The organism is Pararobbsia silviterrae (assembly GCF_003628125.1).
In the GTDB taxonomy this organism is placed as follows: Bacteria; Pseudomonadota; Gammaproteobacteria; order Burkholderiales; family Burkholderiaceae; genus Pararobbsia; species Pararobbsia silviterrae.
The window spans coordinates 1-24,374 of sequence record NZ_RBZU01000009.1 but is presented as its reverse complement, the minus strand read 5'-3'; the positions used below and the strand labels follow the sequence as shown (position 1 = coordinate 24,374).

Sequence of the window (24,374 nt, the reverse complement as noted above, 5' to 3'; positions counted from 1 at the left end):
CGTCGATCGACCGCAGACGCGAAGCCGGCCCGCATTCAATACCGTACCTTCACGTGCTGCCAGCCGGGCTTGAGCTTGCGCATCTGCGCGACGTCGTTGCGCTGTGAAATCCCGCAGCGCAGATAGCGCTCATGCAATGCGCCGAGTGCGTCGTAGTCGAGCTCGACGCCCAGCCCCGGCGCATCGCTGAGCGTCACGCAACCGTTCTCGATCGGAATGCGTCCGCCCTTGAGCACTTCATCGGCCTGCCACGGATAGTGCGTGTCGCATGCGTAGGTCAGGTTCGGCACGGCCGCCGCGATATGCGTCATCGCCATGAGACTGATGCCGAGATGCGAATTCGAATGCATCGACAGGCCCAGACCGAACGTATCGCACATCGCGGCCAGCGCTTGCGTCGCGCGCAGTCCGCCCCAGTAGTGATGATCGGACAGGATGATCTGGACCGCGCCCAGCGCGATATTGCGGCGAAATTCCGCGAGATCGGTCACGACCATATTCGTCGCAAGCGGCAATCCCGTCGCGCGATGCAGCGCGGCCATGCCTTCGAGATCGGGCGTCGGATCCTCGTAATACTCGAGATCGCCTTGCAGATGCTCGGCCATGCGAATCGAGGTCTGCAGCGACCAGTTCGCATTCGGATCGATCCGCAACGGATGATCGGGGAAGGCCCGCTTGAGCGCCTTCAGACACGCGACCTCATGCTCGGGATCGAGCGCGCCCGCCTTGAGCTTGATGCTGCCGAAACCGTATCGGTCGATCATCGTGCGCGCCTGCTCGACGATCTGCGCGCTATCGAGCGCTTCGCCCCATGGATCGGGCTGATACGACGGATCGACGTCACTGGCGAACTTGAAGAATAAATACGCGGAAAACGGCACGCTGCGGCGCACCGCGCCGCCAAGCAGTTCATGGACGGGAATGCCGAGCGCGCGCGCTTGAAGATCGAGGAACGCGACTTCGAAACCCGCAAAGATCTTGAGTTCCTTTTTGTCCTCGCGCGAACCCGGCGCGAGATCGAGTTCGATCGATGCGACGCTCGCCGTCGTCCCTAACGAGGCCGAGACCACGCGTTGCCAGAGCCCGTTGAGATCGAAGGGACTCAAGCCCTTGAGACGGTCCTTGACGTGCAGCAATGCATCGAGCACGGGCTTGTCGCCGTAGGTCTCGCCCAGACCGATCAGCCCGTTATCAGCCTCGACCTCGATGATCGAGCGCAGCGCATAGGGCTCATGGACACCGCTGGCATTGAGCAAAGGCGGATCGCTGATCGCGATCGGCGTGACACGCACGGCAATGATCTTCATGAATGTGTTTCCGATATAGATCGCCCGCATCGACCGCGGAATCCACCGCCGAATCGACGACGTACAGCGTATTGAAAGCTTGAGCGCCCGCTTCGATCCTTAGCGCGAAAACCTGCAGTTCGCCATACGTACGAGGTGCAAACAATAGGGAGATCACCGCAAAAGCACGCGAAATGTGACGAATATTTTTATTCGCGCGACGCGCGCTTTAGCTAAACATTCCCCATTTACAAACAGTTACGTATTCGAAATCAAGTTTTAGGGACGGGGTGCCGAAAACACGCAAGTAAGCCATGTTGGCCCGTTTAATCCATGGGAGAGTCACCTGTGAAGATGCGAGGGCGTTCCGTCTGCTGCGCTGCCCTGTCGCTCGTCGCGCTGCTGACCGGCTGCGCGCCGGTCCAACCCGTGACGACAGCCGCCGCGCCGCCCCCCAAACCGGTCAAGCCGGCCAACGAAGTCATCGACTTCACGATTCCCCCCGATGCGCTCGGCGCGCACGATCCGCAGCTCACGGCGATCCTGACGAAAGCGGGTGCGCTCGCGGCCGCGCAGAAACGCCAGACGACGATACGCGTCGTCGCGCTGTCGCAGGATTTCCGCTATCTGAACCAGGCGATCTGGCACGGCGTGCCGCCGCAACGCGCGGGCGACATCACGCTCGAGAATTTGACGGCCGGCACGGCCGACCCGTACAGCGTGTCGATCAAGACCACGCCCTAAGCGAACGCGATCATGATCCGACCGTCTTTCTCATCACGTTTGCGCCTGGCCCGCTTCGGCGCGCCACACGCGCCGCGCCGCGCGCTCCATCGCGCCACGCCGATCTTCGTGGCCACGCTGCTTGCCGCGACCGCCTTGCACGCGCATGCCGACCCGTCCGCGGCAAAGGCCGCTTCGGGCGCCTCGGCCGCCGCCCCCGCGTCCGCGGCCCCCGACAAGGTGTATCCGCCGCTGCCGACACTCGCAATGCTGCCGCCGTCGAGCGGCGACGACGATCCGCCGCCCAAACCTTCGCGCAAGAAGGGCGGCCCGAAGATCAAGAACGATATGCCGACCCCGCATATGGTCGTGTCCGATACATCACGGAATTACCTCAATTCCGTCGAAGAAGAAATCGACCACGCGATGCAGAAGTAATCCCCCCCTCGGAGACCACCCCCCGTGAACTTCGCCGCCATCCTGCCCCGCCCCGCCGCCGCCCCCCGGCATGCGCGTATCGCGTCATCGAGCGCAGCCGCTTCATGTGCGCAGACGCGCCCCCCAACTCGCACACGCGCGCGCGCACATGCACGCATGCGCCGCGCGCTGTCGAGCATGTCGCGACTCATCGGCGCCGCCGGCTTCGCGCTCTGCATGACGAGCGGCATCGCGCACGCCGACGAAGACTGCTTCATGAAGGCCGCGGTCTATCAAGGCGTCAATCCGTCGATCCTGCGCGCGATCGCGTGGTATGAATCGAAAGGCGATGCGAGCGCCGTCACGCACAACGCGAACGGCTCGATCGACGTGGGCCAGCTTCAGATCAATTCGGTGCATTTCGGCGATCTCGCGAAACAGGGCGTTCCGCATCGCGCGTTGACCGATGCCTGCGTCAACATCTTCGTCGCGTCGTGGCTGCTCAAACAGAAGATGGTCAAGTACGGCAACACGTGGCGCGCGGTCGGCGCCTATCACTCCGAGTCGCCGAAGCTGCGCGACGAATATGCGCGCAGCATCCAGAAGATCCTCGTCCAATGGGGCGAGCTGCCGTCTGCAGCCGTGATGTAAGCCGTGGTGTGATGCCGGACGGTCAACGTCCGGGATCCGTCGCCGCGCGCGCGTCGTTCGACAGATTCCAGCCGCGGACCGTGGCTTCGTCCGGCACGGTCATGCGCGCGTCGCGCGCCAGTTGCGCGGGATCGGGATCGGGCGCCGCGACCGAAAAACCGAAGGTGTTGATGCCGTTGATGCTCGTCGCGAACACCGTGCCGCGATGCATGCCCGCGATCGCCTTGACGATCGCGAGTCCGAGACCATGGTTTTCGCGGCTATTGCTGCGCGACGCCTCGGCGCGATAGAAACGGTCGAACAGATGATCGAGCACGTCGACGTCGATCCGCGCGCCCGGATTCGCGACCGAGACGAGAATCTGGTCGCCGAGCCGTTCGAGCGACACATGAATCGCCGCGCCCGGCCCGCAATGCTGGATCGCGTTCATCACGAGGTTCGTCAATGCGCGCCCGAACAGCGCGCGATTGACCGATGCATGCGCGACACCGGTCGCGATGGCCGTCACACCCGCTTCCTCAAGCGGAATTTCAAGGAATTCGAGCGTATGCGCGACCTCGGCTTCGAGCGCGAGATCGACGAGGCCCGTCGCGCGTTCGCCTTGATCGGCGCGCGCGAGGAACAGCATATCGTTGACGATCGCGCGCATGCGTTCGAATTCCTCGAGATTCGACTGCAGCGTCGTGCGCAGACTCTCGACCGATCGATCGCGGCTCAATGCGACCTCCGTCTGGCCGATCAGGATCGTCACCGGCGTGCGCAACTCGTGCGCGACATCGGCATTGAACGATTCAAGCCGGCCGTACGCGCCGTCGAGCCGTTCGAGCGCGCCGTTGAACGAGTTCGCGAGATCGCCGAGTTCGAATGGCAACGATCGCGTATCGAGCCGCTGCGAGCGATTGTTCGGCCGCACTTCGGATGCGTCGCGCGTGAGCCGCGCGAGCGGTTCGAGCCCGATGCGCGTGGCCCAGCGGCTCAACAGCAGCACGAGCAGCGAGCCCAGGCCCGACAGGCCCGCGAGCGCGAGCCCGAACGAGCGCATCGTGTGCGAATTCGCGAGATATCCGGCCGCGACCTGCACGTGCACGGCGGGCCGGCCCAGATACGGCGGCAACGTCATCGTGTTCGTCAGCATGTCGAATTCGCGGTCGTCCGGGCGAATCCGCTCATACCCATCGGTCCAGGACTTGACCAGGCGTCCTTGCAAGGGATGGCCGAACTGATAGTTCGGATCGTCGCTCCAGACCGCGAAATACGCGGTGCCGTCGCGCGGCGTCATATCGGTGAGCTTCTCGCGCGCGATGCGCCACTTCTCGGGCGTGACCGCGTGATAGACGATGATTCGCGCGATCTCCGTGCGGTCATCGAGCGACTCGCGCAAATGCCGGTCGAGCTGCACGCGCAAGACGACGAACAAGCCCGTACCGACGAGCGCGAACACGACCAGTGCGGCGATCGCGAACAGCAACGACAGGCGGCGGGCAATCGAACGGTTCAAGAAGGGCTCGCTTCGTCGCGGATTTCGAGCACGTAGCCCATGCCGCGCACGGTATGCAACATTTTGGTCCGGAACGGGCCGTCGAGCTTCGCACGCAGACGTTTGATCGCCGTTTCGACGACATTCGCCTGGCTTTCGAAATTGACGTCCCAGACAAGCTCGGTAATCGCGGCCTTCGACAGAATATCGCCGTGACGCCGGGCGAGTACGCTCAACAACTGAAACTCCTTTGCCGTCAGATCGAGACGCACGCCTTCGCGCGTCGCGCGGCGGCCGATCAGATCGACATAGAGATCGCCGATCGCGAGCAGCGTCGACTCCTGGACACGCGTGCGGCGCGCGAGCGCATGCAGACGTTCGACGAGTTCGAGAAACGAAAACGGCTTCGTCAGATAGTCGTCCGCGCCTTCGCGCAACCCCCGCACGCGATCGTTGATCTGATCGCGGGCGGTCAACATGATCACAGGCGTCGATTTGCGCGCGCGCAGGGCCTTGAGCACCCCGAATCCATCGCGCCGAGGCAGCATCACGTCGAGCACGATCACGTCGTAGTCGAATTCGAGCGCGAGATGCGTCCCCTCCTCCCCATCGCGCGCCACATCGACGACCCAGCCCTGTTCGCCAAGGCCCGAGCGCAAGTAATCGACGACCTTGTGCTCATCCTCCACTATCAGAACTTTCATCGCAGCACCTGTTATGTCCGCATTATACGAGCTGCCTTCAAGCCGGCATCGCACCGTGCCTTACGTACAGTTGCTCCCGCGCGATACGGCGCGTGTGCGCACGCCGAATCGAACGTCGAATCCCACATCGAAACTCCGCCGAATCCCGAGCGCGGCACGCACCGCGCCGCATCGCTTCAATCGTGCGCGCTCGCCACGCTCGGCTGCGTGACCGCCGGCGCCGTCACCGCCCAACCGCCGCCGAGCGCCTTGACGAGCGAGACCGACAAGGTGAGCTGCTGCCCATGAATCTGGACGTCCTGGCGTTCGCTCGTGAGCAGCGACTGCTGGGCCGTGATGACATCGAGGTACGCGACGAGGCCGCCCGAATAGCGGTCGTTCGCGAGCGAGAGCAGTCGTTGCGCATCGCCGACCGCCGCATGCGACTGCGCCGCCGCGCCGTCGAGCACGGACAGCCCCGTGATGCCGTCCTGCACTTGCTGGAACGCCGTGAGCACCGTCTGCCGGTACGTCGCTTCGGCCGCGCGGTATTGGTCGTTCGCGAAATCGACGTTCGCCGAACGGCGTCCGCCGTCGAAGATCACCTGCGTCGCCATCGTGCCGATCGTCCACATGAGACTCGGCGCCGAGAACAGGCTCGCGAAATCGGTGCTTTGCCAGCCGATCGCCGGGTTCAACGACACGCTCGGATAGAACGCCGCCTTCGCGACGCCGATCTGCGCGTTGGCCGCCGCCATCGCGCGCTCCGCCGATGCGATGTCGGGACGACGCTGCATCAGATCGCTCGGCACGCCGAGCGCGATCTTCGGAATCGCCGTGCGTTCGACTTTCGGGTCGATCGAGAATTGCGGCGCGGCGACGCCCGCCAGCGCGGCGATCGCATGTTCGAACTGTGCGCGTTGCTGCAACAGAAGCTGCGCCTGCACGCGCGTCGCATCGAGCTGCGACTGTTGCTGAAGCACGTCGAGACCCGACACCGCGCCGAGCTCGTGCTGATTGTTCACATAGTCGAGCGCCTTCTGCTGGAGCTCGACCGAACGATTGAGCACGTCGATTTCGGCATCGAGTTCGCGCAGCGAGAAATAATCGCTCGCGAGATCGGTCGTCAGCACGAGCCGCGCGTTCGCGAGATCGTCGCGCGACTGATCGGACGATGCGCGCGCGCCCTCGATCTGCCGCCGGATGCGGCCGAAAAGATCGAGGTCGTAATTGATCTGCGGGCCGACCGTCAGATCGTTCTGCGTGACCGAATAATTCGGCGTGCCATATGCCGACAACGGCCGGTTCTTCGAGGTCTTCGCGCGTGCGGCGCTTGCACCGACGTCGACTTCGGGCACGAGCTGCGCCGATGCGTTCGCGAGCGTCGCGCGCGACGCGTCGTAATGCGCGAGCGCGGCCGCGAGCGTCTGATTGTGATCGAGCGCCTGCTGTTCGAGCGTATCGAGGTCGGGCTCGTCGAACATCGCCCACCAGTCCGGGTGCTCGTCCGCATGCGAGGGCTGCGCAAGCTTCCAGTACGAGTCCGTCTTCCACGCGGGCGGCGCATCGCTTACCGGCGCCTTGTAGTCGGGACCGACCGTGCAGCCCGACAGCATGCCCGCGAGCGCGAACACGCCGCCCGCCGCATAGGCGAGGCGCGACACGTCGCGCGTGTCACGCCGGGCGGCGCGCAAGCCTTCGATCATCGGACGCCACTTCGCAGTCTTCACGAGGCCTCCTTGTTCGCCTGCGCCGTCGTCGCACCCGGCGACGACGCGCCCGCGGCCGGCGCGATCGACACGACATCGCCGTCGGCGATCGAGTCGCTCGGGTTCACGATGACCTTGTCGGTCGGCTCGATGCCGCTCTCGATTTCGAGCGACTGCCCGAGATCCTGCGAGATCACGATCTTGCGCAACGCGACGTGGCCGTCGGCGCCGACCACCGCGAGGCGCGGCCCTTCGGCGCGGAACAGCAGCGCATTGCCGGGCACGAGCAGACGTTGATGGGATGCCGTGCCATGCAGCGCGACCTGGACATAGGCGCCCGGGCGCAGCCTGCCGTCGGGGTTCGGCAGACGGACTTCGATCTGCAGCGAACGCGTGGGCACGTCAATCGCGCCTGAAATATGCGTGATCGTGCCGTGGAATTGCTGACCCGGCAGTTCCGCCTGCGTGACCGTGGCTTCCTGGTTCTCGTGCACGCCTTCAGCATAGGCCTGCGGCAGTTGCAGATAGACGCGCAGCGGATCGGCCTGCGCGAGCGCGAACAATGCGCGGCTCGTGCCGCTGCCCGCGTCGATGAGATCGCCGACGTCGACGTTGCGCTGCGTGATCACGCCCGCGAACGGCGCCACGATGCGCTTGAACGATTCGAGCTGCTGCAGACGCGCGACGTTGGCTTGCGCGGCCTTGAGGTTCGCGATGTCCTGCGTGTACGTGCTGTTGCGCTCGTCGAGTTCCTGTTGCGAGACCGCGTCGCGCTGGCGCAGTTGCTGCCAGCGTTCGTACGACGATTTCGCGAGACCGAGGCTCGAACTCGCCTGCTCTTGTTGCGCGATGGCCTGTGCGAGTTCCTGGTCGATTTCAGGCGTGTCGAGATCCGCGAGCAATTGCCCCTGCTTCACGCGCGCGCCGATATCGACGTACCAGTGCAGCAGATAGCCCGTGGCGCGCGCGTAGATCGGCGACTCGACGTAGCCGCGCAGCGTACCCGGCAGCAAGGTGTCGCCGCTCGCGGCCGCCGGCTTCGGCGTCACGACGTTGACGTACTGGATCGCGTTTTCGCGCGTCGTGTCGGCGATCGCGTGCCGCTGGATGACGTCGGACACGATCGTGCGCGCGGCGCCGATCGCGAGCACGACGAGCACGACGACGACAGCGATCTTTGCGCGGCGCCACTCGCGATCGCGCGGTGGCAACGCACGGCCTTCGTTCGGATCGTGCGGTGGAATCGCAAGCGAAGCGTGGTGTTTGTCTGTCATGTCAGTCTGCCGTCAGGATTCGTTGCGTCTTGTGGGTCCGGTTCATCATGCGTGCGCACCGTGGCCGCCGTCGTGTCCATTACCGTCGTCGTTGCCGCCGTCGTGACCGTGATCGCGTGCCTGGCGCCGCGCGAGGCGGCCATGGATGCCCGCGAACACGAGCGGCACGAAGAACAAGGTCGACACCGTGGCGAACAACAGGCCGCCGATCACGGCGCGGCCGAGCGGCGCGTTCTGTTCGGCGCCTTCGCCGAGTCCGAGCGCCATCGGAATCATGCCGATGATCATCGCGAATGCGGTCATGAGCACCGGACGGATCCGGCTCGCGCCCGCTTCGAGCGCGGCCGTCAGCGGCGGCGCCCCGTCATGCAGGCGTTGCCGTGCGAACGAGACCATCAGAATACTGTTGGCCGTCGCCACGCCCATCGTCATGATCGCGCCCGTCAACGCCGGCACGCTGAGGTGCGTGCCCGTCAGGAACAGCATCCAGGCGATGCCGCCGAGTGCGGCCGGCAACGCGCTGACGATGATCAGCGGGTCGATCCACGACTGGAAGTTCACGACGATCAGCAGGTAGACGAGCACGATCGCCATCGCGACGCCGATACCGAGGCCGAAGTACGACGAATGCATCGTCTCGACCTGACCGCGGACCGCGATCGTGCTGCCGCGCGGCAAGGTCTTGCGCGCCTCGTCGACGAGTTGATTGATCTGCGTCGCGACGCTGCCGAGATCGCGTCCCTCGACGCTCACGTAAATATCGATGACGGGACGGATGTTGTAGTGCGTGACGACCGCGAACTGCGCATTCGGCGACACGCGCACAAGGTTCCCGAGCAGTTGCGTCGGTCCGGCGAGCGTGGCCGAGACCGGCGTGCGCAACAGGTCGTCGATCGACGTGATCTGGTATTGCGGCGTTTGCACGGCGACCGAATATTCGACGCCGTTCTGGCCGTTGAACCAGAAGCCGGGCGAGGTCTGCGTACTGCCCGACAGCGACACGAGCACGTTCTGCGCGACGTTATTCGCGCTGAGGTTCAGTTGCTGGAGCCGTGTGCGGTCCATCGCGAGATTGATCGTCGGCAGATCGAGCTTCTGCTGGATATGCGTATCGACGTTGCCCGGGATCGCGCGAATCTGCTTCATGAGCTTGCTCGCGACCTCGAAGTTGCCCTTCTGGTCGGCGCCGACGATCTGGACGTCCACCGCGGCGGGCAGACCGAAGTTCAGGATCTGCGTGACGATGTCGGCCGGCTGGAAGAAGAACTCGACGCCCGGGAAGCGTTGCGGCAACAGCGTACGCAGCTTGTCGATGTATTGCTGCGTCGGACTGTGGTCTTCGTTGAGCGCGACCTGGATTTCGCCGTCGAGCGTGCCGATCGTGCCCGAGTTGCTGTACGACAGATTGATACCGCTGTACGGCAAGCCGAGATTGTCGAGAATCGTCGCGAGCTCCTTCTGGGGCACGACTTCGCGCACGACCTTCTCGACTTCGTCGGCCAGACGCGCGGTTTCTTCGATCCGCGTGCCCGTCGGCGCGCGCATATGCATGCGGATGTCGCCCGCGTCGACGTTCGGGAAGAAGTCCTCTCCGAGCGCGAAGACCAGGCAGAACGACGCGACGCAGAACAGCAGAAAGCCCGTCGCGAACACGCGGCGCCGCACGAGCAGCGCGCTCAGGATCACGATATAGGCGGCGCGCATGCGTTCGAAATGATGATCGAAGCGCTTGTGCACGCGCATGAACACATTGGGTTTCGCGCCCGCCTTCGGCGCATGCGCGTGTCCCATCAGCAGCATCGCGAGCGTCGGCACGAGCGTACGCGAGAGCACGTACGACGCGAGCATCGCGAACACGACGGCTTCGGCGAGCGGCACGAACAGATAGCGTGCGACGCCCGTCAGGAAGAACATCGGCACGAACACGATACAAATACAGAGCGTCGAGACGAGCGCCGGCACTGCGATTTCGCCCGCGCCGTCGAGAATCGCCGTGTGCAGATCGGTGCCGAGGTGCAAGTGCCGCTCGATGTTTTCGATCGTGACGGTCGCGTCGTCGACGAGAATCCCGACCGCGAGCGCGAGACCGCCGAGCGTCATGATGTTGATCGTCTGGCCGAGCGCATGCAGCGCGATCAGCGAGGACAGGATCGACAGCGGGATCGAGATCGCGATGATGCAGGTGCTGCGCCAATTGCCGAGGAACAGCAGAATCATCGCCGCCGTCAGCGCCGCGGCAATCAACGCTTCGCGCACGACGCCCTCGATCGACGCCTTGACGAACACCGACTGGTCGAACAGCGCCGAGATCTTGAGATCCGGCGGCAGCGCGGCGCGCGCGGCGGGCAGTAGTCCCTTGAGCGTGTCGACGATCTGGAGCGTCGACGCATTGCCGTTCTTGAGCACCGACATCAGCACGCCGCGTTGGCCGTTCTGACGCACGACATTGGTCTGCGGCGTGAAGCCGTCGCGCACGTGAGCGACCTCGCGCAGATAGGTCGTCGCGCCGTTGACCGTGCGCACCGGAATATCGTTGAGGCCCGCGATCGTCGCCGGCGAGCCGTTCATGTTGACGTTGTATTCCTTGGGTCCGATCTTCGCGGTACCGGTCGGCAGAATCAGGTTCTGCGCATTGACGGCGTTGACGACGTCGAGCGGCGTCAGGCCTTTGGCGAGCAAGGCGCGCGGATCGATATCGATCGAGATCACGCGCGATTTACCCCCATAGGGATAGGGCACGGCCGCGCCCGGGATCGTCACGAGTTGCGGGCGCAGGAAGTTCAGCGCCGTATCGTTGAGATCCTGCTCGGACAGCTTGGGGCTCGACAAGCCGAGCTGGATGACCGGAATACTCGAAGCCGAATAGCTGATCACGAGCGGCGGCGTGGCGCCGACCGGCATCTGCTTGACCTGCGCCTGTTCAACCGCGACGGTTTGCGCGATCGCGGTCTGGATGCTCGCGCTCGGCTGCAGGAACAGCTTGATGATCGCGATGCCGGGCAGCGACTGCGATTCGATGTGCTCGATATTGTTGACGGTCGTCGTGAGGCTGCGCTCGTTGACCGACGTGATCCGGTTCGCCATCTCTTCGGGCGACAGACCCGTGTAGCTCCAAATGATCGAGATGACGGGGATGTTGATTTCGGGCAGGACGTCGACCGGCGTCGTGATCAGCACGAACGGTGTCGCGAGCAGAATCAGAATGGCCATCACGATGAACGTGTATGGCCGCTTCAGCGCTACATTGACGATCCACATGGAAACGCGCTCGGGAAAATGCTGGACGGGTTGGCAAATGCACGCGCGCCACGGAGGCGCGGAATCGGCGGCACGCCTGATGCAGACCGTGCGACGCGTGTCGTACGCGATGCCCGGGTCCGCCGGGCATGCCGGTCTTGTCGCAATGGTAGCGGCCTCGCCCCAACGCAAACCTGACACGAATATGGCAAAACTGCCATAAAAGTCGAGTTGAAGCGAGTTCGTAAACTTCCCGATGTTACATGTCATTACCCTTAGGAATGACGCCGCACGACCGGTTCGTGAAGCGCTTAACGATATGATGTGGGACTTTGCGTCTCATCTCGATTCGACCCCACCCGCCATGCCTCGCTTTGCCGCCAATCTGTCGCTCATGTATACGGAGCACGCCTTTCTCGATCGCTTCGCGGCCGCCGCGCGCGACGGCTTCAAAGGGGTCGAGTTCCTGTTTCCTTATGAGCACGCGCCCGAAGACCTCGCCGCGCGGCTGCGCGATCTCGGGCTCGTGCAGGTGCTGTTCAATACGTCGGGCGGCTACTGGGCGAACGGCGAACGCGGCTGCGCGGCCCTGCCCGGCCATGAAGACCGCTTTCGGGTCGATCTCGAACAAGCGCTGCGCTATGCGCGCGTGCTCGGCAACACGATGCTTCACGTGATGGCCGGCGTCGTACCCGCCGGCGTCGAGCGGCAAGCATGCCGTGACGTCTATCTGCGCAATCTCGCGTATGCGGCAAGCGAAGCCGCGCGAGACGGGATCACGATCCTCATCGAGCCGATCAATCCGCGTTCGATGCCCGGCTATTTCCTGAATCGACAGGACGATGCGCATGCGATCCGGCGCGAGGTCGGCGCGTCGAACCTCAAGGTCCAGCTCGATCTGTTTCATTGCCAGATCGTCGAAGGCGATCTGGCAATGACGATCCGGCGCACGCTGCCCGACGTCGCGCATATCCAGGTCGCGAGCGTGCCCGAGCGTCATGAGCCCGACGCGGGTGAAGTCCACTATCCGTATTTGTTCGAGCTGATCGACGAACTCGGCTATGCGGGCTGGATCGGCTGCGAATATATCCCGCGCGCCCATACATCCGAAGGACTCGCGTGGCTTCAGCGGTGGCGATAGATCGTCGCCGCACGACCGCATTCGCGCGTGCGCGCGAGCGACTTCATCGTGCGATGCCCGGCGCTTCATGCCATAGGCGTCATGCGGCGCGACGGCTTGGCATCGCCGTCATCATGGCTGTCGTGCGAGAACGTGCACGGCCCTCATTTCGGATATCCGTATCCGCCAGAAATACACATCATGTTGCTGACTCAAACCCGAATCCCTGCGTCGTGCCTCTTGTTCGATATGGACGGCACGCTCGTGAACTCGCATGCGCCCGTATTGCGCGCCTATACGGCGTGGGCGAATCGTTACGGCCTCGACGTCGATTTCGTGCTGCGCGAGAGCCATGGCCGCCGTTCGATCGACACGATCCGCGCGCTGGCGCCGGCCGGCGTGGATGTCGAAGCCGATAACGCAGAGATCATGCGACGCGAGCGCGAGGATACCGAGGGTGTCGTCGAGATCGCGGGCGCACGCGCGCTGCTCGAATCGATTCCCGAAGACCGTTGGGCCGTCGTCACGTCGGCGGACCGGCTGCTCGCGACGACGCGCCTGACCGCCGCGGGGCTGCCGATCCCGAAGCGGCTCATCACGGCCGAGAACGTCACGCGCGGCAAGCCCGCGCCCGATGGATTTCTGCTCGGCGCGCGCGAGCTTGGCGCCGATCCGGCGCGCGCGATCGTGTTCGAGGACTCCCCGGCCGGCATTCAGGCCGGCCTCGCCGCGGGCGCGACCGTCATTGCGATCGCATCGGCCCTGTCGCCCGAACAACTCGGCGAGCAGGCATGGGTGCCCGATATGCGGACCTTGCGTGCGAGCGTCGAGCCATCGGGGCTCGTGCTGCATATCGCCTGAGGCTCCGGCCGGCCGCCCTATCCGTTCGATTCACGCGCATCGACGATCGGCGCATCGGCGCGCAGCAGGCCTTCGTGCTTGAGATCGGCCCAGAGTTGCGCGGGGATGGCCGTGCGCATCGATTCGGCGTTGCCTCGGACTTCTTCGGGCGTCACGCCGCCCGGGACCACGCTGACGACGCTCGGGTGCATGAGCGGAAACTGGAGCGCGGCGTCGCGCAAGGCGACGTCGTGCGCGCGGCACACGCGTTCGATCGCCGCGACGCGATCGAGCACGTGTTGAGGGGCGGGGTCGTAGTTGAAGAATGCGCCGGGCTTCGGTCCTGTCGCGAGAATCCCCGAATTGAACGGGCCGCCGATGATGACGCCCATCTGCTTGGCGGCGACCAGCGGCAGGAAAGTATCGAGCGCTTCCTGTTCGAGCAGCGTGTAGCGGCCCGCAAGCAGGAACAGATCGACATCGGCGTGGCGCGCGACGAATTCGCAGACCTGCCATTCATTGACGCCGATACCGATCGCGCCGACGACGCCCTGGCTGCGCAACTCGCTGAGTGCGCGTACGCCGCCGTCGAGGAACTCGCGCGTGCGTTGGGCGCTCGCTTCGGCGCTGCCGTGCGAGAAGATGTCGATGTCGTGGCACAGCGAGATATCGATGCGATCGACGCCGAGCCGCTCGAACGAGAGCTCGAAGCAGCGCATGACGCCGTCGTATGAATAGTCGTAGATGACTTCGCGCGACGGCACGTCGAAGAATTTGCCGATGCCGTCGCGCTTGTCGGCGGACGTGCGACGCAGCAGACGTCCGACCTTCGTCGACAGCACGAAGTCGTCGCGCGGCCGTTCGCGCAGAAAGGCGCCGAGGCGTGTTTCAGCAAGACCGTAGCCGTAGAGCGGCGCCGTGTCGTAGTAGCGCACGCCCTGCGTCCACGCCTGGTCGATCGTCTCGTGCGCTTGTGCGTTGCTGATCGCGCGATAGAGGTTGCCGAGCGGCGCGGTGCCGAATCCGAGCGGCGTGAAGGCGAGTTCGCGGCCGGAACGGCTCGTGAAGCGGCGTGTGCCCGGCATGCGTTGGCGATCGTTCGACACGGTGGGATTCCCTTGAAAATGACGTGAAAAGCGGCGTGAATTACGAGTGTAAAAGCGGCCTGAAAAATGTCGCGAGACGAGAACGCGAAATGCAGTGACGCGCGTCCTCGCGATGCCACGGCGCGAATCGGAGCGCACGCGACGTCAGCCCGTCCGGACCGGATTCTGGACCGGATGCATGCGATAGAGTCGCACGGCATTGCGGCTCAGCAATGACGCTTGTTCGTCGGTGCTGCAATCGGCGATAAGGGCGCGCGTCGCGTCGAGCCACGCGTTGACGTCGCCGCCGAGACGGCAGACGGGCCAATCGCTGCCCCAGACGAGGCGATCCCATCCGAAGCAGGCGACGAGGTGCTCGAAGTACGGCCGCAGATCGTCGGGGGCCCACCCCGGGGCCGCGTGATTGACGATGCCCGAGACTTTGCAGTGGACGTTGGGCCGCTCGGCGAGCGCGCGGATATCGGCGCGCCATGGATCGAGCGCCTCGCGTGCGATATCGGGGTTGCCGCAATGATCGAGGATGATCGTGAGATCGGGGCATCGATCCGCGAGCGGCAAGGCGACGCTCGCGAGTTGGGAGGCGAGCACGCAGAGATCGAACGTGTAGCCGCGTCGCGCGAGCCGGTTCAGGTTCGCTGCGAAGGTGTCCGACGTCGAGAGCGCGTCGGGCGACGTATGGAGAATGCGGCGCACGCCCCTGACATGGGGGCGTGCCGAGAGTCGATCGAGTGATGCCGCGAAAAGATCGGCGGATTGCTCGGGGCGGCACGCCGCGATCATGCCTTCGACGATCGTGTCGCCGCGCGCGACGATCGCACCGACGAGATCGATCTCGGCCTCGATGTCGGTCGTATCGACATCGACTTCCATCATGAGCGCGCGTGCGACGCCGTGCGTGCGTACGCGTGCCTCGTACATTTCGATCGACGCCGTGCCCTGGAGCATGGGGACCGCGTCGGTCCATCCATAGGTCAGCGAATCGGGGTACATCAGATGCAGATGCGTGTCGATGATGTGCATGAGTCGGAATGGACGTGGATGCGAGGGGGCGTCGATATCGGTTCGCGGGTTACGGGGTTACGGTTCGAGGTTCGAGGTTCGAGGTTCGAGGTTCGAGGTTCACGGAGGCGATCCTCGAATCGCGGCGCGCGAGGTCGTGGCGCTCGAAAGCGACATGCCGAGAGTCAAGCGTGATCGAACGGCTCAGCGACGCGCGCGGCGGCCGTCGATCGAATAGCGGCCGGCGCCGGTCACGATGAGCAGGATCAGGCCGCCGATGATGCTGATGTTCTTGAAGAAGTTGATTTCGGCTTCGAGCTGCGCCATGCCGGACAACGTCCAGTAGGGATGGCCGATCAACGCGGTGCCGAGCGTATAGAGCGCGAGCAGCAGTGCGAGCGGGCGCGTGAAGAGGCCGAGCACGATGGCGATGCCGACGAAAAACTCCATGACGACGGCGATGATCGCGGAGATTTCGGGCATCGGCACATGGGTTTGCGTGAAGTAGGCCACGGTGCCGGAGAAGCCGACGAGCTTTTCCCAGCCGAAGATGAGGAACAGCAGCATCAAGAGGATGCGCGCGAGGAGGATCGCGCCGTCGCGCGAGCCTGTGGACCCGGATGAAAGACTCATGTTCATGGACAGGCTCCGTTCGTGGGTATGAGATCTTGAGCGACGGCGCGCAAGGCACGGGCGGACGGCGTGGATACCGGGACGTCTGCGTGCATCGGCATGCGCGTACGTCGGTGCATGCATGCGTGCGTTGATCCGCCCATGCGCGCTCGCTGTTCCATCGTAGTCGATCATCCGGAAACTGCCTGTTGGGGCGGACCCGAGACCCGCGTTCGATGCGTTCGATCAGAGCTATCGCTGCAGTGCCCGAATGCTGCTATACTCCGCGGTTCCCGGAGAGATGGATGAGCGGTTTAAGTCGCACGCCTGGAAAGCGTGTATAGGGTCAAACCTATCAGGGGTTCGAATCCCCTTCTCTCCGCCAGAACACCTCTTCTCGCTGATTCTCAGCGACTCCCACGAAACCCCGAAACACTAATCCTGACGGTCGATTCCGGGGTGGCGATGTTCTTGCTGCTTCCCGCTCACTCCCCCACAATCGCATCATCCAAGTGGGGTATGAAGAGGGGTACGCGAAATGGGTTCCGCGCGCCTTCCATGCGTAATAGCTGCTGCGCGCAACCCCGGCCAGTCGACAGATCGGCGCTACTGCGTAGGCCTTCTCCATCGCCTGGATCACTTCCATGAGCGATCGAGCTCCTTGACGAAGAAGGCCGTGGATTTTTTTAGGACTTCACGCTCCCGTTCAAGCTCCGCCACTCGCGCCTCGAGCTCCTTGATCCGACGCGCATCCGCGCTCAGTTGTGCCGGGCTGGGTGAGCTCAAGCCATGTTTCGCCCGCCACACTGCTCGACCCACCGGCGTAGCGCTGTCTCCCCAATTCCGACGGCCTCACACGCCTTGGAAAAGGGGTAACCCTGCTCGACGACAAGCCGTACCGCTTCCTCTTTGAATTCCTGCGAAAACGCACGCCTGACCCTGGATTGGCCCTCCAGACGAAACGTTACCTCCTTTTCGAACTGTCCAAGGTTATTGGACCACTAGAATCAAACACGGTCGATCACGCCGTTCCAACGGCGCTTCCCAAGCCCGCTCGCTTAGGTCGTTCATACAAAGCCGCGCACACCGCATCGCCCCTCGACCCCGCTGCGGGTACGCATCCGCGCGCGATCGAGGAGAAACGTGACCAGCGGACACGTTTCTCGCTACGATGCGCGCACCGCGTATCAAAACTGGGTCAATGCGATCGAGACTGGATCCGTATCTGTCGTAAACGGACTGCCCGATATCGGTGTCAATGCACCCGTGGTGGAGTTAATGCTGAAGACCGAGACGTTGTTGTCGCCGATGTTCGCCACGTACGCCAAGGTACCCGAGGCGTTAACCGCAATGGCGGTCGGCAGATCGCCCGAGGTAAACGGGCTGCCGCTCACTGCGGTCAACGCGCCAGTGTTGGCATCGATGCTAAAGACAGAAACGGTGCCGTCATTTTGATTCGGCACGAACGCTAAGGTACCCGCCGGATTGATCGTGACCGTGGCCGGGCCGGATCCTGTCGCAAACGGGCTGCCGGTGATCTCTGTCAACGCGCCCGTGTTGGCGTCGATGCTGAAGACCGAGACCGTGCTCGAACCAAAGTTCGCCACGTACGCGAACGTACCCGCCGGATTCACCGCGACACCTGACGGAATACTTCCTGCTGCAAACGGACTGCCGGTCACCGGCGTCAGCTCGCCAGTGCTTGAATTGATGCTGAGAACGGAGACGTTGTTGCTCTGTTCGTTCGTCGCGAACACCAGGGTGCCCGCCGCGTTGAGCGCCAGATAATCCGGGTAAGTTCCCACCGTATACGGGCTTCCGGTCGCCGCCGTCAGCGCGCCCGTGCTGGGGTCGATTTTGAATACGGAGAGTGTGCCGGAGCTGGTGTTCGTCACGAACGCCAAGGTGCCCGCCGGATTCACCGTCACGGCCTGCGGGTTGTTTGGCGACGCAAACGGGCTGCCGCTCACTGGCGTCAGCGCACCCGTGCTGGCGTTGATTTTGAAGACCGAGACGGTATTGGCCTGCAGGTTCGCCGCGAACACCAAGGTGCCCGCAGGATTGACAGCGACCGAATAGGTATGTGCGCCCGATGCAAACGGACTGCCGCTCACCGCCGTCATCGCGCCTGTCGTCGCATTAACCCTGAAGGCGGATATCACGCCGTTGGTATAGTCCGCAACATAAGCGAACGGGGCGGCGGAGGTCTGCGCACTGCTCCCGCCGCCGTTACCGTCGCCGCCGCCGCACGCCGCCAGCGCGAGCGCGATGGGTGCCGCGATGAACAAACGTCGCGCGCTTGCGGTCCGCCCGCGCGCAATCGCTGACACACGCTTAACGCTGTGCGTGCCGATCGCCATGAGTTCTGACATCTTCATACATTCTTCCTTTTGTTTTAATTCGTATGGGATGAGTCCGGCACCCGAAAAACGACTCGCGTGCACGTACACGGAATTCTAAAGTTTTTTTCCGCGATTCAGTTCTCGAAAAGCGAACAGTTATAGACACAGTTCTTTGGATTGCTTAGCGAGCGCCCACAGCTGAATCGGATCGACCTCGCTGCACATGATTACAACCCGCTTTCGACCCCACTCAATACGCATGATCAAGCACCCTCCCAACACGCGTTCAACCCTGTGCTTGCGTTGATGTTGAAGACCGATACGGTGCCGTGGGCGGAGTTCGTCAGGAACGCTAAGGCACCCGCCGCATTGATCGCTCATGTCCACGCGCAATCACTCAAGGCTCATCTTGAGCCTTAAAGAAATTTTCCCAATCTATGGACCGCACCTTAGCTTCGCTTAGTGCCCGAGCACCCCGCCAACGTGGTTGACGTTTCCCGTATCGATGGCGCGCGTTGCCCCAGCACCGTCTCGACGGTACTGCGTCAAATGGTCAGAGTAGGCCTCACGGTAACCCCCCGCGGAATCAGCGACCATAGCGACGGCCCAGGCACGCGTACGCCATCGATCGTCGACATCCTTAAAGAACGCAAGCGTTCGCGAGAAGCACCGTTGCGAGCCGGACGGTACCGTGACGGTCATCCGCGAATGCCTCGCCATGGAGATTGGTACGTCGATACCGTCGGCGCGACTCATCCGTGTGCTCAGCCGGCTACTTGATTGTTATGGAGCGCCCGACGCAATACGGATGGACAACGGCCCGGAGCTCGTGTCGTTGGCCTTCACCGAGTGGGCGCAGAGCAAAGGCATTGCGATGCGCCATTCCAGCCGGGCAAGCCGATCCGGATAGCACTTGAGACCGCCTCCTTCTCGAAGGATTGTGTCGCCAGACGAGCTCCTATTTCGGACCGGCTTTCGCGGTAAACATCAGGCTCGTTCATTTTGACCGGTCGGTCCGACCTTCAAATTGCAACAACGCTAAAGTTTATTCCGTCCGTGTCGATACGCGTAAATGTGGATGAAAAACTGAAATCGATCGGCATGTAGCGGTTTGCTATTTTCGCCGAGTCAAGCCGGGGAATGCCTTGAAATATTTGTTTCCATCGGATCGCGGACGTCGAGGTTTGCGACTCCGCGCATGTGCGGCATGTGTTCTTGCTGCGGTTTCGGGTTGGGCGCGGGCCTATAACGTCGATACCGATCAAAGCATCACATCCAGCACGAATCTGGGGCAATTGCTCATTGGCGATTCGACGGCTGCCGTCTTGACGGTTAGCAACGGCGCGCAGGTAACGATGTCGGAAAACAGCATGATCGAAGGCGGAAACACAGCCTCCGGCATCATAAGCGCCATGACGCTGACAGGGGGATCCAGTGCTATCGCCAATGGGAATTTCCTGGTGGGTTACATGGGCGATGGAACGCTGAATGTCACCGGCGGATCTTCTTTCACCCAAACATTCAGCGACGAGGCCATATCGCTTGGCGGATATGACGTTACAGATCACGGTTTGATCACGGTGTCTGGAGCCGGTTCGACGTTGAACGATGCCGGTCCTATGGAAATTGCCTTCGAAGGGCCGGGAACCATTCAGATCTCCAGCGGGGGCACGATGACCGTCTCGGGGGAGTTTGACGATGGATATTGGCCGGGTTCACCAGGCATTGTGACTGTAGACGGGGCCGGGTCGACACTCAATCTGAACGGGGAGGCGGCGATAGGCGAAGAATCCACCGGCTCTCTCACGGTGTCTAACGGCGCCCATGTCAACGCGACGGCTGATTTTGTCGTCGGTCAGGCGTACGGCGCGCACGGCGCTGTCGTTGTGACGGATAGCGGATCCGAACTCTCTCTGACGGGAACCGCCGAAATCGGAGGCACCGGCAACTCTTACGGCAGTTTGCTTATTACGGACTCAGGGGACGTCACCGCGTCGGATATCACCATCGCGCAAGGCAGCAGTACCGGCATTCTGGCCATCGGAGCGCTCGCGGGCGATCTAGCCGCCGCGCCTGGAACACTCGAGGCAAATAGCATTGTGTTCGGCGCCGGCACCGGATCCATCGTCTTCAATCACACTAGCGACAACTACATCTTTTCGCCACTGATCTCCGGCAGTGGCTCGGTCTCTGCGTTGTCGGGCACAACCACTCTGAGCGCAAACAACGTTTATACGGGGACGACATCGATCGCAAGTGGGGCGACCCTGCAACTGGGTGCAGGAGGCACCACCGGAAGTATCGTCACCAACGTGACCAACGAAGGTGTGCTTGCGTTTGATCGCTCGGACGATGTGACCTTCGGCAATCTTATTTCGGGCGCGGGTAGCGTCGTTCAGAACGGCTCGGGTACGCTGACACTGACTGCGGCAAACACGTATTCCGGTGGCACGACGGTGCAGAACGGAACGCTTGCCGTCGCTGCAAACGGCGTACTTGGCTCCGGGGTATTGACATTAAATGCGGGATCGACACTGGCCTTCACCGCTGACGGTGTCACGCTTTCCAATGACGTCAACATTGCCGGCTCGGTGTTCGCAAACGTTGGGGCGAATTCGACCGACTTTATTAGCGGCAACGTCAGTGCCGCTGATTCGTCCGCGACGCTGACCAAAACGGGTGACGGAACGCTCGTTCTCTCTGGGAATGTCAGCGGCGCACTACGTACCGCAATTGACGACGGCACTTTGCTGATCGGTTCGAGTGATGTTTCGACGGGCTTGTCGGGAACAGGGGGTACTGTTGACTTGCAATCACAGACACTTGATATTGCTCAAGACTATGACTCGACCTATGCGGGCGCGATCATTGGCGCCGGCAGCATACGCAAAACAGGAACCGGAAACCTGACGCTCAGTGGCGCCAATACGTTTGCTGGTGGTATCGACTTGGAGCAGGGAACGCTCACGGTCGGTAGTAATCAGGCGCTTGGCATTGGCACGCTGGCGATGGCTCAAGCCACGACGCTCGATTTTAGTGCGACGGGATGGTCTGTGCCAAACGAAGTCACGCTCTCGGGCGATCCAACCATCAACGTCGCGACAGGGTACACGGACAGCGTTGCAGGAAATATTGCAGACGGATCCTCATCGGGAGATTTGGTCAAGACGGGCAACGGTACGCTCGTTTTGAGTGGGACGGACACCTATACGGGCTCGACGACTGTCTCTGCGGGAACGCTTCAAATAAATGGATCGCTGGTCAGCGCGGTCACGGTCGAGAATGGCGGGACACTGAGCGGCTCGGGTGTCGTCGGCGGCACGAACGTGAACGTCGACGGAACGCTCGCGGCCCTCGCGCCCGGCAGCGGTTTGCACATCAATGGCTCACTCTCGCTCAATAGCGGGTCGAGCTACTCGGTCGCTGTCCAACCGGATGGCACCAGCGGAATGACGACAGTAGGGGGCAACGTCAACATTGCCGCCGGGGCGACGCTTTCATTGGTTGCGACATCTGCGCCGTACTCGGTTGGGACTGTTTTCAAAGTCCTCAGCTATGGGGGCACGGAGACGGGGACATTCAGCACAGTCGCTGACGACTTTGCGTATCTGAGCCCGATGCTGTCGTACTCTGATGGCGCGATCGTGGTGACGCTTGCTCCGCTTACGACGTTCGAGTCGGGTGGCTTTGCGATTGCGGCGAAATCGGGCAATCAGGTCGCGGTGGCCAATGCCCTGACGACCGTGTATCGCGACGGAGGTTCGCTTACCACGTTGGCGCTACTTAGCGCGGCGCAGGAGCAAGCCCCTCAGAGCCTCGCTCAACTCGCCGGTGACGAAGCCCTCGTCTTCTTGCAAGACTCAGAGCGCACGATGAACAATACACAGCGAGATGTGAACAACCGACTCCGGGATTTGCAGCAAGACGCATCGGGTCTATGGGTATCGGCGGGCTTCGAAAACAATCGCAGTAGTGGCAACAGCGATTCAGGCGCTGCGGCATCGATCGATCGGACCTCGAGCTTGACGCTCGGCTACGATAGACTCGTCGCCGCCGATTGGAGGATAGGGACGGCAGTTTCTTTCAATGACGATTCGATCGAGTTCGACGATCGTGCAGCCAACGGCCGTAGCGATGGAATTCAAGCGATGCTGTACGCATCGTATGCTCCGATCGGATCAAATTACTTCGTCAACGCGATCACCAATGTAGGCTGGTGGGAAAACACGTTATCGCGCAACGTCGTAGTCGGCGGATTGGAAGGAAGCCCGCGGGGAACGTTTGACTCGATCGGCGAATCGATCTATGTCGAAACCGGGCTGCATTTTGCGACCGGTGTCGCCGCAGGCGTGGCCACACCCTACTTGGGTGTTCATGCCGGGCGCTATCAACAGCAGTCATATGTCGAATCGTCAACCAGTGGCACGGACGCATTCGATCTGAACTACCGAAGCGGTCAAGCGAGCGGTATTCGCAGCGTGCTCGGCGCACGCTTGTCGCAGCCCATCACGGTGGGTTCCCACGCGGTCGAACTGCAGGCCGATGTTTCCTGGGAGCATCGCTTTGGTCCGTCGTCCGATGCAATGGAAGTCGCATTTGCCAATGCAAACACGGTCGCGTACACGCTGGAAGGCAACCGAATGAGTTCAGACCTCGCGCGTCTGCAAATCGAATCCACGTGGCAGGTCACGCAGTCTGCAACACTGTTTGTCCGTGCGAGTGGCGCCTTTGGCGCAAGCGAACACGGTTATGGTGGCTGGGGAGGCATTCGTTGGGCCTGGTAACCCGGGCGGTTACGGCAATCGCCATGCGTGCACCGGCGCGACATGCATATTCCTGTTTCACCGACGCGAGACGACGCGCGATCTCTTTTCGACGCCATCGACGCCGCCAAGCTCCGACTCGCGCTGAGAGGCCCTCTCCGCCTTGACGTCCCGCAACCCATCGGCCGCCAAGGAGATGCTCGACTAAGGCATGACCAAGCCCGCGCAACTTGCGGTCTCGCGCGGGCTTGCTGAGGCCGTAAGCGCCCCCGTCAAGTAGACAGCGGTCGATAGACGTTCGAGGCAGGGGTTATCCGACGCATGTATTGCGTCGGCGGAACGTCACCCAAGGATTCGTGGGGACGATAGTCGTTGTAGTCGACCAGCCATTGATCGGTAATGGTCTGCACCTGCTGCAAATTGACGAACACGTGTGCATCAAGCACCTCGTTGCGGTACGTGCGGTTGAATCGTTCGATAAAGGCGTTCTGGTTCGGCTTGCCCGGCTGGATATAGCGCATCGCAATGCCCTTGCTCTGCGCCCACTCCGTGAAGGCCAACGACACTACCGTCCTCGAATCACCACGGACAATCAAGGGCTGCAGGAAGAGATTGGGTCTGCGGGATGAAGTACGACTAGACGAGTTGGCACATCGAAAAACGACGGCCTCCGCGTGCTGCGGCATCCACCTTCAAATATCAACTCGGATGCCGGCCCTGGAAATTCAACGACATGAGCCGAGACACGCCCGGCTCATTCGTCACACCGTCTTAGAACACCTTGCGCAGCCGCAGGCTACCCGTCTGCGATACGAAACCGCCGCCCGCCTGCAGTTCGTAGCGCAGGATCACGCTCAGGTTGTCCTTGTTCAACAAGGTCGCGCCCAAGGTCAGATCGGCCAGATCCTTGACCGGCGTCGCACCCACTGACGTGAATGCCGTTGCGCCCGTCGGATCGCCCGCATAGCTCGCGCCCGTCACTTGCTGCGTGCGGTCGTACTCGTGAATCCACTGCGCCTGGAATGCCGGCACCAGTTGACCGTACGACGTCGAGAAGCCCTGCTCGATCTTGAAGCCGAGACCGCTCTTGACCGAGGCCGCATGCGAAGCGTCGACCGACAGCGCCGCACCGTCG

General features: G+C 62.6%; 19 protein-coding genes, 1 tRNA gene and 1 pseudogene. 8 read left to right on the top strand and 13 right to left on the bottom strand.

What is annotated here, in order from left to right:
• Nucleotides 1-35: 35 nt before the first annotated feature.
• A complete protein-coding gene (locus tag D7S86_RS18795) occupies nucleotides 36-1,307 on the bottom strand; it encodes a glucarate dehydratase family protein (RefSeq protein WP_121088577.1) in 1,272 nt (423 codons plus the stop codon).
• A gap of 333 nt (nucleotides 1,308-1,640) precedes the next feature.
• On the opposite strand from D7S86_RS18795, the gene D7S86_RS18790 reads away from it, so the two are divergent.
• From D7S86_RS18790 to D7S86_RS18780, 3 genes are all read left to right on the top strand, one after another.
• A complete protein-coding gene (locus tag D7S86_RS18790; protein WP_121088576.1) occupies nucleotides 1,641-2,030 on the top strand; it encodes a hypothetical protein in 390 nt (129 codons plus the stop codon).
• Nucleotides 2,031-2,042: 12 nt separating this feature from the next.
• Complete coding sequence (locus D7S86_RS18785; protein WP_147432387.1) at nucleotides 2,043-2,447, top strand: hypothetical protein; 405 nt, start codon at nucleotides 2,043-2,045, stop codon at nucleotides 2,445-2,447.
• A gap of 177 nt (nucleotides 2,448-2,624) precedes the next feature.
• Entirely contained in the window at nucleotides 2,625-3,077 is a 453-nt protein-coding gene (locus D7S86_RS18780; RefSeq protein ID WP_240648277.1) for a lytic transglycosylase domain-containing protein, read from the top strand.
• 22 nt (nucleotides 3,078-3,099) lie between these two features.
• Here the strand turns inward: D7S86_RS18780 and D7S86_RS18775 are convergent, their stop codons facing one another.
• From D7S86_RS18775 to D7S86_RS18755, 5 genes are all read right to left on the bottom strand, one after another.
• Complete coding sequence (locus D7S86_RS18775) at nucleotides 3,100-4,575, bottom strand: heavy metal sensor histidine kinase (protein WP_121088406.1); 1,476 nt, start codon at nucleotides 4,573-4,575, stop codon at nucleotides 3,100-3,102.
• A complete protein-coding gene (locus D7S86_RS18770) occupies nucleotides 4,572-5,258 on the bottom strand; it encodes a heavy metal response regulator transcription factor (RefSeq protein ID WP_121088405.1) in 687 nt (228 codons plus the stop codon). Before D7S86_RS18770 ends, D7S86_RS18775 begins: the two co-directional genes overlap by 4 nt.
• Before the next feature lie 176 nt (nucleotides 5,259-5,434).
• Nucleotides 5,435-6,853, bottom strand: a complete 1,419-nt coding sequence (locus tag D7S86_RS18765; protein WP_240648294.1) for an efflux transporter outer membrane subunit — start codon at nucleotides 6,851-6,853, stop codon at nucleotides 5,435-5,437.
• Between the two features lie 110 nt (nucleotides 6,854-6,963).
• Entirely contained in the window at nucleotides 6,964-8,220 is a 1,257-nt protein-coding gene (locus tag D7S86_RS18760; RefSeq protein ID WP_121088403.1) for an efflux RND transporter periplasmic adaptor subunit, read from the bottom strand.
• A 45-nt stretch (nucleotides 8,221-8,265) separates the two neighbouring features.
• Nucleotides 8,266-11,478: an efflux RND transporter permease subunit gene (locus tag D7S86_RS18755; protein WP_121088402.1), complete on the bottom strand. Its 3,213-nt coding sequence runs from the start codon at nucleotides 11,476-11,478 to the stop codon at nucleotides 8,266-8,268.
• Nucleotides 11,479-11,821: 343 nt separating this feature from the next.
• Here D7S86_RS18755 and otnI point away from each other — a divergent pair, with 343 nt between their 5' ends.
• Both otnI and D7S86_RS18745 read left to right on the top strand, forming a co-directional pair.
• Complete coding sequence (gene otnI / locus D7S86_RS18750; protein ID WP_121088401.1) at nucleotides 11,822-12,598, top strand: 2-oxo-tetronate isomerase; 777 nt, start codon at nucleotides 11,822-11,824, stop codon at nucleotides 12,596-12,598.
• A 180-nt stretch (nucleotides 12,599-12,778) separates the two neighbouring features.
• Nucleotides 12,779-13,438 (top strand): HAD family hydrolase, encoded by a 660-nt coding sequence (locus D7S86_RS18745; protein WP_121088575.1) that lies wholly within the window; start codon nucleotides 12,779-12,781, stop codon nucleotides 13,436-13,438.
• Nucleotides 13,439-13,455: 17 nt separating this feature from the next.
• Here the strand turns inward: D7S86_RS18745 and D7S86_RS18740 are convergent, their stop codons facing one another.
• The 3 genes from D7S86_RS18740 to D7S86_RS18730 all read right to left on the bottom strand — a co-directional run bounded on the left by D7S86_RS18740 (nucleotide 13,456) and on the right by D7S86_RS18730 (nucleotide 16,161).
• A complete protein-coding gene (locus D7S86_RS18740) occupies nucleotides 13,456-14,502 on the bottom strand; it encodes an aldo/keto reductase (RefSeq protein ID WP_121088574.1) in 1,047 nt (348 codons plus the stop codon).
• Between the two features lie 165 nt (nucleotides 14,503-14,667).
• The gene (locus D7S86_RS18735; protein WP_121088400.1) at nucleotides 14,668-15,543 is read right to left on the bottom strand and encodes an amidohydrolase family protein; all 876 of its coding nucleotides are present in this window, start codon (nucleotides 15,541-15,543) and stop codon (nucleotides 14,668-14,670) included.
• Between the two features lie 183 nt (nucleotides 15,544-15,726).
• Complete coding sequence (locus D7S86_RS18730) at nucleotides 15,727-16,161, bottom strand: DoxX family protein (protein ID WP_240648276.1); 435 nt, start codon at nucleotides 16,159-16,161, stop codon at nucleotides 15,727-15,729.
• A gap of 268 nt (nucleotides 16,162-16,429) precedes the next feature.
• Here D7S86_RS18730 and D7S86_RS18725 point away from each other — a divergent pair.
• Nucleotides 16,430-16,519, top strand: a tRNA-Ser gene (locus D7S86_RS18725).
• Between the two features lie 162 nt (nucleotides 16,520-16,681).
• On the opposite strand, the pseudogene D7S86_RS18720 reads toward D7S86_RS18725, so the two are convergent.
• A pseudogene (locus D7S86_RS18720) lies at nucleotides 16,682-17,090 on the bottom strand (transposase); the annotation flags it as partial.
• 231 nt (nucleotides 17,091-17,321) lie between these two features.
• Nucleotides 17,322-18,512 carry a lactonase family protein gene (locus tag D7S86_RS18715; protein WP_121088399.1) on the bottom strand — a complete coding sequence of 397 codons (1,191 nt, stop codon included), beginning with the start codon at nucleotides 18,510-18,512 and terminating at the stop codon, nucleotides 17,322-17,324.
• Nucleotides 18,513-19,194: 682 nt separating this feature from the next.
• Between D7S86_RS18715 and D7S86_RS30535 the strand changes: the two genes are divergently transcribed.
• The gene (locus D7S86_RS30535) at nucleotides 19,195-19,386 is read left to right on the top strand and encodes an integrase catalytic domain-containing protein (RefSeq protein WP_420813263.1); all 192 of its coding nucleotides are present in this window, start codon (nucleotides 19,195-19,197) and stop codon (nucleotides 19,384-19,386) included.
• 235 nt (nucleotides 19,387-19,621) lie between these two features.
• On the top strand, nucleotides 19,622-23,260 hold the full coding sequence (locus D7S86_RS18700) for an autotransporter domain-containing protein (protein ID WP_147432386.1): 3,639 nt from the start codon (nucleotides 19,622-19,624) through the stop codon (nucleotides 23,258-23,260).
• 251 nt (nucleotides 23,261-23,511) lie between these two features.
• Here the strand turns inward: D7S86_RS18700 and D7S86_RS18695 are convergent, their stop codons facing one another.
• Together D7S86_RS18695 and D7S86_RS18690 are read right to left on the bottom strand one after the other, a co-directional pair.
• Nucleotides 23,512-23,805 carry an integrase core domain-containing protein gene (locus D7S86_RS18695; RefSeq protein WP_158602023.1) on the bottom strand — a complete coding sequence of 98 codons (294 nt, stop codon included), beginning with the start codon at nucleotides 23,803-23,805 and terminating at the stop codon, nucleotides 23,512-23,514.
• A 205-nt stretch (nucleotides 23,806-24,010) separates the two neighbouring features.
• The coding region (locus tag D7S86_RS18690) for an autotransporter domain-containing protein (RefSeq protein ID WP_121088395.1) at nucleotides 24,011-24,374 on the bottom strand (364 nt) is incomplete at its 5' end.